This window comes from Ruegeria sp. BHSB058 (assembly GCF_059613285.1).
The window spans coordinates 1-7879 of the sequence record NZ_JBXWSF010000122.1 but is presented as its reverse complement, the minus strand read 5'-3'; the positions used below and the strand labels follow the sequence as shown (position 1 = coordinate 7879).

Annotated in this window: 6 protein-coding genes, 1 tRNA gene and 3 pseudogenes; 4 read left to right on the top strand and 6 right to left on the bottom strand. The window is 56.0% G+C overall.

What is annotated here, in order from left to right; genetic code table 11:
- Positions 1–34 precede the first annotated feature (34 nt).
- Positions 35–111 (top strand) — tRNA-Met (locus AC2FNB_RS19835).
- A 69-nt stretch (positions 112–180) separates the two neighbouring features.
- Here the strand turns inward: AC2FNB_RS19835 and AC2FNB_RS19830 are convergent.
- From AC2FNB_RS19830 to AC2FNB_RS19815, 4 genes and pseudogenes are all read right to left on the bottom strand, one after another.
- A complete protein-coding gene (locus AC2FNB_RS19830; RefSeq protein ID WP_496748517.1) occupies positions 181–534 on the bottom strand; it encodes a transposase in 354 nt (117 codons plus the stop codon).
- A gap of 87 nt (positions 535–621) precedes the next feature.
- Positions 622–749: pseudogene (locus AC2FNB_RS19825) on the bottom strand (DDE-type integrase/transposase/recombinase); the annotation flags it as partial.
- A gap of 34 nt (positions 750–783) precedes the next feature.
- A pseudogene (locus AC2FNB_RS19820) lies at positions 784–888 on the bottom strand (transposase); the annotation flags it as partial.
- Positions 889–1176: 288 nt separating this feature from the next.
- Positions 1177–2064, bottom strand: coding sequence for a LysR family transcriptional regulator (locus tag AC2FNB_RS19815; protein WP_496748516.1), 888 nt, complete (start codon positions 2062–2064; stop codon positions 1177–1179).
- Between the two features lie 42 nt (positions 2065–2106).
- Here AC2FNB_RS19815 and AC2FNB_RS19810 point away from each other — a divergent pair, with 42 nt between their 5' ends.
- The gene (locus tag AC2FNB_RS19810; protein ID WP_496748515.1) at positions 2107–2829 is read left to right on the top strand and encodes a YHS domain-containing (seleno)protein; all 723 of its coding nucleotides are present in this window, start codon (positions 2107–2109) and stop codon (positions 2827–2829) included.
- Positions 2830–3103: 274 nt separating this feature from the next.
- Here AC2FNB_RS19810 and AC2FNB_RS19805 read toward each other — a convergent pair.
- Positions 3104–3319: pseudogene (locus AC2FNB_RS19805) on the bottom strand (IS256 family transposase); the annotation flags it as partial.
- A gap of 574 nt (positions 3320–3893) precedes the next feature.
- On the opposite strand from AC2FNB_RS19805, the gene AC2FNB_RS19800 reads away from it, so the two are divergent.
- Both AC2FNB_RS19800 and AC2FNB_RS19795 read left to right on the top strand, forming a co-directional pair.
- Positions 3894–4514 carry a hypothetical protein gene (locus AC2FNB_RS19800; RefSeq protein ID WP_480751705.1) on the top strand — a complete coding sequence of 207 codons (621 nt, stop codon included), beginning with the start codon at positions 3894–3896 and terminating at the stop codon, positions 4512–4514.
- A 261-nt stretch (positions 4515–4775) separates the two neighbouring features.
- Positions 4776–6632: an SLC13 family permease gene (locus AC2FNB_RS19795; RefSeq protein ID WP_496748518.1), complete on the top strand. Its 1857-nt coding sequence runs from the start codon at positions 4776–4778 to the stop codon at positions 6630–6632.
- Positions 6633–6687: 55 nt separating this feature from the next.
- Here the strand turns inward: AC2FNB_RS19795 and AC2FNB_RS19790 are convergent.
- Positions 6688–7879 (bottom strand): acyl-CoA dehydrogenase family protein (locus AC2FNB_RS19790; RefSeq protein WP_496748514.1); only part of this gene is annotated, 1192 nt, incomplete at its 5' end.

Sequence of the window (7879 nt, the reverse complement as noted above, 5' to 3'; positions counted from 1 at the left end):
CCTCAAGGCAAAAACCAAAAGGCCAACAAACCGGCGCGGGATGGAGCAGCCAGGTAGCTCGTCAGGCTCATAACCTGAAGGTCGCAGGTTCAAATCCTGCTCCCGCAACCAAATATAACAAACAATATCAAATACTTGAAGTCAGGCGCAATCCGCCCGCCTCCACATCCCCACTTCTTGTCAACGCTGAGTCAACGTTTGACGAGTCCCCCCAATCCTGGCATCGGGATCAGACCGCGCGCCAGGCTTTCGGTTGGCCGACAGAGAGGCAGATGGAGACGGCATTGGCACGTCGATGGGCCGAGGTTCGCGGGCAACATCAGCCTCAATCTCAATCGGCAAAAACATCACTTCTTGAGCGGACGCATCAGCCTCTGGCGCAAACCGCGGATCCTTCAGCCATTTGAAAATAAGGTTCGCATTGACCGCATACCGCCGCGCCACCTGCGCAACCGACATCCCCGGCGTAACCGCCTGCGCACAAATCTCGCGCTTCTCCTCATCCGCCCAAAACCGCTTCTTCCGCCCGCTCATAGAGTGCCCCTTAGTGTCCACTATCGATGGTGGACACTTAGCCCCCGCTAGCGGCAAGCGTTAGGTCGGGTTCATCGGACGCTTACCCTGGAATCCGTGCTGGCGCAGGAGTTTTTGATAGTCGTGCGAACAGTATTGGCTGCCGCGATCCGTATGGTGGATGCAGCCTGTTGGTGGCTGTCGTAGGCGATAGCCATCTTCAGTGCCCGGATCGCCCCCCTCTCATCGCCGCAAGCGGCGACTGCCGGGCAGGCCAACACCTAAATCGGATGCAACCTGCTTGCGCGTCAGCCCGCTCGTCAGCGCGATCCGCACCGCATCAGCGTGGAATTCGTCCGTCCGTTTCAGTCCCATAGTCAGTCTCCTTTGTTGCAATAAATGCTATCAAAGGAGCGGCATCAAACCGCGACACGTCCATAATGGCCCAGTTTTAGGGGGGAAGGACAATGTTGGAGATGGGCTGGCGCGGGACCCCCATCACAGGCTTTCCTCAGGAGCCAAGAAGACTTGCGTTAGCAGCGAAGAGGTTAGGGTTTGGTGAGGAAGCAGTGATGTGGCTCAAGACCAGTTTCGGCCAAGAGAGAAAGTCCTGACCGCCATCTTTGGAAGATGTGACGTTGCTTATCCGACCCATTGCCTCATTCAGACGCAATTGCCCGCATTCCAATCATATCTCTGAGTCAGCCTGACGAAGGCTTCAACAGCTGGCGGGTGCCGCCGACCTGCAACCGTGATCAACTGTATGTCGCGTCGAATGTCCGGCTCAACAAGGTTGCGTGTCGCTATGCCTGGCAACATGGGCAGATATTCGGGCATCACCGCACAGCCCATTCCAGCAAGAAGCGATGCCTGTATCCACGTTTCCCTGTCGCTTTGATACAGAATGTTCAGTTTCGGCTCTTTTTCTGCATCCAGGCTTTTCAAGTATTCGGAGTACTCGCAGTTCGTTCGGTCCAGGTAATCCTCGTGGTTCAGTGCACTCAAAGGCACCGTATCCATCTGCTCAAATCTGTGACCCTTTGGAAAGGCGACTACGTAGCGCTCGCTGTACAGCGTATGCGCGTGGAAGATTTCGGGAATTTTCGGCATACCCAAAATGGCAAGGTCTAGATCACCTGATTTCATCCTTTCAATCAACTCGGACCCAGGAGCGACATGCAAGCGCAAGTCAAGGTCCGGTATCTCCATCCTCAATCTGCTGATGAAACCGATCATTCGTGATGGCCCGATCGTGCACATGATGCCGAGGTCCAAACGGGCCACCTCCAGCGAAGAAACCTTTTGCGCAAGCGACAACGCCAGCTCACTTGCATCCAGAATCTTTTGTAGTTGTGGACGCATGAGATTGCCGAGCCTGGTGCAGTTCGTTCTATTTCGGGCACGGTGGAACAGCGGTCCACCAAGCTCGTCCTCAAGCATCTTTATGGCGCGAGACAAAGAGGGTTGTGCGACGTTGCATTGTGTAGCCGCTTTCGTGAAATTCAGCGTCTCACAAAGCGTCAGAAAATACCGAATCTGATACATTTCCATTTTTGGCACACTGACTATAGCTCACGTCTATAAAATTAAATGATGAGTGCCAAAAAAATTCAAGTTTATAGATGTCCGCTATTGATTTGGAAGCCAATGGGTATTTCACGAATTGGAAATCAACAGGTAGCGTCAGCTTCATCAGTTACAGATCCGATGGGACTAATCGGTCAACCCCATTTCGGATCACCCGTGAAAGGACTCCAAATGAACATTGTAGATAGGATGAATCTGGCGATGGCGACAGGGCGAAACGCGCTCTTTGCGACTGCTCTTGTGCTGATGGGGGCACATTCTGCATCTGCAGGGGAGGCGGTCAATGCCTTGGAAAACGGCGTGGCGATGGACGGCTTCGACGTTGTCGCATACTTCACCGAAAACTCCCCAAAAATCGGGAGTGCAGAATACAGCGTTGACTACAAGGGTAAGTCGTGGCGCTTCAGCTCGTCTGAAAACGCTACGAAATTTTCGACAAACCCTGCCAGCTTTGAACCGCAGAACAACGGCTGGTGTTCCTATGCCGTTTCTGAGGGTTACGGTGCAGAGGTTGATTTCGTAAACGGATGGGCCGTGATCAACGACAAACTATATCTCAACTGGGATCAAGAAACCCGCGATCTGTTCATCGCAGAGCAAACTACCCGTATCGCGCAAGCCGAAACGAACTGGCCCTTGGTGCATTCCGGCCTCAAGGACGGGACGGTCGAGTTCTACACCCACGAAGCGGAAGGCGCGGCGATCTCGCATCCCCAGACATTGAACTGAAGCGCTGATGTTACTGGGGTAAAACTGACTCGCAACGCATATCCTGGCTGTACGAATGGTCGCGCGCCATTCGTACTATCGTTTATCGCAGATCTGTTGATAGGCGGACAAAGCACGGCCCAATCGACGAATCCGGAGCTCAGATTGATACAAGCCTCCGATCCTGAAGCAATGGTGGCTCTGTTTTCTACCCCGCACACATATTTCAATCACTTAAGCAACATAGCATTGATCTCACTTGATGAGCTATGCCCGAAAGTTGGTGACGGCGTGATCAGGCGGCTGGTTGAATTTGTTTGATGCCGTCGACGAATGCAATGTCCTGAATGATCTCTGGCATGCGGTTTGATCCGTCGAGCTCCCACCATTTGCCCTGCGGCGACATCATCAGTTTGAAGGCCATGGCCAGTCCGGTCTTTCGGCTGAGGTAGCCCTTCGTTTTGCCGGTTCGATGGCGCACCGTGGCGAATGTGCTTTCTATGGCATCTGCACCAGAAACCAGGCAGACAGCCTGCACCGCAAGCTGGTTGCAGCGGACATGGTCCTCAACCATCTCGACGAATTCGTCCCGGGTCATGTAGCCTTTCGGGTCGTCCCCGTCGTATCGGTCGCCCGGCAGGACGGTCAGCACGTTCGGTGTGTTTATCCGGAACGAGTCCCAGTGCTGGGATCGCCAGTTCTGGCAGATACGGTTGCGTTGGAGAATGACGTAGTCGAACCTGGCCTCGCCGAGTACGCAGCCGACGCTCAGCCCGGCCATCCGGCTCCGATCACAACGACCTCTTGACGTTCGAGCATCGGCTGCCCTCAATGATGTGGTGTCCAGACAACCTTATCAGAAATCAGAACCAATGTCCGCTCTGCCCGCATCGGCGACGCAGGATCAGACATACTTGACGTTTGGGCCGGTAATGCGTGACGCGGCTTTCTGATCGGATTCAGAAAATCACGCTCTTCGCGTCGAAGTCTCACGACGGTTCACATGAACCCAAGCGAATTTTGGACAGGTGGCGTAGTGTGCTAACCTGTTGTCATTCTTTCTCATCGGATTTGGATTGAACGACATGGCCGACGCTTTGACTTATGTCCCCCTGCTGGACAGCGATGACGCGCTTGCGAAACACCGTTTTCGCGTGATGGACCCTGGGCACGGGGGCGAGGAAGGTCTTGAGATGCCTATGACCGGCGCCGCCGATCTGGCGGTGACGCTGGATCAGCACTTTGTCAGTTCAGTGGCCTATATACGCGATGCCAGCGGCAAGCTGAGCTGGTTTGCCGGTCTGTTCAAGGGCGGGGCCGAGGGCAGTTCGGTGGGCGTGGTGCAAGAGGCCAAGATGTTCACCACCAGCGAAATCGAAGGCCAGAAGGTCGAAATCGGCGTGGCTGTTCAGCTGCGGATCGAGGCGACCACATTCAAGAGCAACGTTCAGGTCTCGGTCCCCAACATCGCCGCCGAAGCGCAACTGGGGCTGTCACGAGCACAGATGGAGATCAGCGTGCGCGGCTATTCCGGCATTCTGGGCGACATGCTGCCGGTTCCGGCGGGAGTCGATCTGACCTCGTACACCCACTATCTGGAGGCGTTTTCCAAGCTGCAGCGCCATGTGTTCGGCGCGGGAGGCAAGGCGCATTTCTCGCCGGTCGTGCTGGGCAAGGTGGTGACTGCGGGCGCCGGGGCGACGTGATGCGGCGCCAGGCCGATTGACCGGCGCATCTTCGGGGTCGGCTACGCACTATCAGTCGAAAGATCACCATTTGGCGAGATGGGTGTCCGTTGAAACGGGGCTGGGTTAGAGTTGCCGGCGTCTAAAGGAAACTTTGTTTCAATAGGTTGTCAAAAATTGAAACATCATGACAGGATGGGCGAAATAGTCTAATTTTCTTGTCAAACAAAACCGAACAAAATCTCGGTGAAATCTGTGGAACAAATTGCGTTTACGTTCGAGATGGGAGTGGTTTGTGCTCTGCTGGCATTCACCGTTTTCTTGTTCGTATCCGAAATTGTCAGAATTGACCTTTCCGCAATACTGGTCCTGGTCATTGTCGGGCTTCTCAGCTATGCGCCAGGCCTTGAGAACCTCTCGGATGCCACGCATCTTTTCGATGGATTTGCGTCCAACGCAGTGATTTCTATCATCGCCGTCATGATCGTTGGCGCAGGGCTGGACAAAACCGGCATCATGAACAAGGTTGCCGCCGTCATCTTGAAATACGGCGGCACAGCCGAAAACCGGGTGCTGCCGATCGTTTCCGGCACCGTTGGTGTCATTTCATCCTTCATGCAGAATGTGGGCGCAGCCGCCTTGTTTCTGCCAGTCGTCAGCCGAATATCCTCAAGATCCGGAATTCCGTTGTCGCGCCTGCTGATGCCCATGGGATTTTGCGCCATTTTGGGGGGCACAATGACGATGGTTGGGTCATCACCTCTGATTTTGCTTAACGACCTGGTACTGACCGCAAATGAGGGGTTACCCGAAGGCCAAAAAATCGAACCGTTCGGGCTTTTCTCGGTGACGCCTATCGGTGCTGTCCTGATCCTGACCGGGATCGGCTACTTTCTGCTGCTCGGACGATGGGTATTACCAGGAGACGCCGGTTCCGACAGTACCGGAACGGGGCAGGGCACGCAGGAGTATTTGCAGCGGGTCTATGGACTCAAAGCGGATGTCTTCGAGGTGGTCGTGCCCGCGGAAAGCCCGTTGGTCGGGCAGGTATTGGCGGATATCAACCACGAAAACCATCTTTACATAATCTCCACATTCTATCGCGGCAAAACTTCGATGGTTCAGGTCCTGACCGCCGAGATTGCAGCGCCCTGCAGGCTTGCGATCATCGGGAACCGGTGGACGGTTGAGGAATTCGCCCGGAAGTTCAGTCTGACCGTACTTCCGGAACTGGACATTTTCGTCGAGGAGTTTGCACCCACCAATGCCGGAATAGCCGAAGTCGTTGTGACACCTGACAGCAAGCTGATCGGAAAATGCCCGCGCGAACTTTTGTTTCGTAAAACATACGGGATGTCGCTGCTTGCAATTCACCGAGGGGAGGAAACTCTCAGCCACGTAGAAACCGAAACGCATGAGTCCACACAGATCGGGCTTGAGGAATTTCGCGCAGGCGACATGCTTGTTGCACATACCAGGTGGGACAACCTGATGCGGATCAAACGGGATCCTGACTTTGTTGTTGTAACAACAGATTTTCCGCAGGATGAACTGCGCCCGCAAAAGGTCGGCTGGGCCTTGGTCTTTTTCGCGATTTCCCTGTCTTTGATTTTGTTCACCGACGTTCGGTTGTCGCTTTGTCTGCTGACCGGAGCCGCCGGAATGATGCTTACGCGCGTACTCAGCGTGGACGAGGCATACCGCGCAGTCGGATGGAACACCGTTTTTCTGCTCGCATGCCTCATACCACTGGGGCAAGCCGTGCAGAATACTGGAACCGCTGCGTGGATTGCTCAACAAATCATGATCATTTTGAACGGCTGGCCGATTTGGGCACTACAGGCCGGTGTCGCCGTTTTGGCCACTGCCTTTTCGCTCGTCATGTCAAATGTCGGGGCCACCGTTCTGCTCGTGCCCCTCGCCGTTTCCATTGCGGTGGCGGCTGGTGGGAACCCGACCGTTTTTGCGCTTACAGTGGCAATCTCGACCTCAAACAGTTTCATCATCCCGACGCATCAGGTAAACGCGCTGATCATGGGGCCCGCAGGTTATAAAGTGATGGATTTCGTGCGTTCAGGCGGGGTCATGACAGTTCTGTTCCTGGTCGTTTCCCTGTTGATGCTGAATGTGGTTTACTGAGCCAAACATTCCGGCTTGCATGCGATCTCTTGTTGCGAACAGGACGCTCATCGCGTCACCCGCCCAATCGGGTCAGTATGTGACCGCTTTCTACCGTTCCGATGGCACCCGGTAAGCGACCGCCTAGGCCCTCCAAACGCGTGGCGATGAATGCGTCGGCAACTGCCTCGGGCGCGCGGCGCAACAGAAGGGATGCCGTCAGCAACAGTGCCGTTCGCTCGGCAAACCACCGGGCTTCGGCCTCGGGAGGAAGACCATTCCAGCGTTCTTCATGGGCACTCAACGCCGCATCATACCGCCTGTCCGCACCGATGCCCGCCCGCAACTCGGCCCGCAGGATTTCATTGGCCAGGGGATCGCGCGCAAGACTGCGAAGGATATCGAGACAGATCACATTGCCGGATCCCTCCCAGATACCGTTCAATGGCGCTTCGCGATAGAGCAGCGGCATAGGCGTGTCTTCGACATAGCCCATGCCACCCAACACCTCCATCGCCTCGGCAATGACGACGGGGCAGCGTTTGTTGGTGTGAAACTTGGCCAGGGCCACACTGATCCTGGCAAAGGCGCGTTCCTCGACCGAGGTGCCGTCGAATGCCTCTGCTACCCGCAGACCAAGGGTCACCGCGCCCTCCCAGTCCAGGACAAGATCGGACAGGACCGCCCGCATCAGGGGTTGGTCGATCAGCCGCCGCTGAAACGCGCTGCGATGCGTGACCCAATGGTGCGCCTCGGTCAACGCTGCGCGCATCAACCCGGCAGGGGCCATCGCTGTATCCAGACGCGTGTGATGCACCATTTCGATGATCGTGCGCACCCCGGCGCCCTCGTCCCCAAGCTGAAATCCCAGCGCGTCGTGAAATTCGACCTCGGCCGACGCGTTGGACTTGTTGCCCAGTTTATCCTTCAACCGCATGAGGTGGAGCGCGTTGCGCTCGCCGTCCAGCCAGCGCGGCAGCAGAAAACAGGTCAACCCGCCCGGTGCCTGGGCCAGTGTCAAAAACCCGTCGGACATCGGCGCCGAGCAGAACCACTTGTGCCCTCGAAGCCGCCAGTGCTCGCCATCGCGGCGTGCAACGGTGGAATTGGCGCGCACATCCGAACCGCCCTGTTTTTCGGTCATGGCCATGCCAAGGGTTGCGGATTGCTTCGCGGCGATGGGTCGGGTCGACGGATCGTAACCACGCGCCATCAGTTTCGGTTTCCACTCGGCTTCAACGTCAGGGTTCGCCGCGAGGGCCGGAATG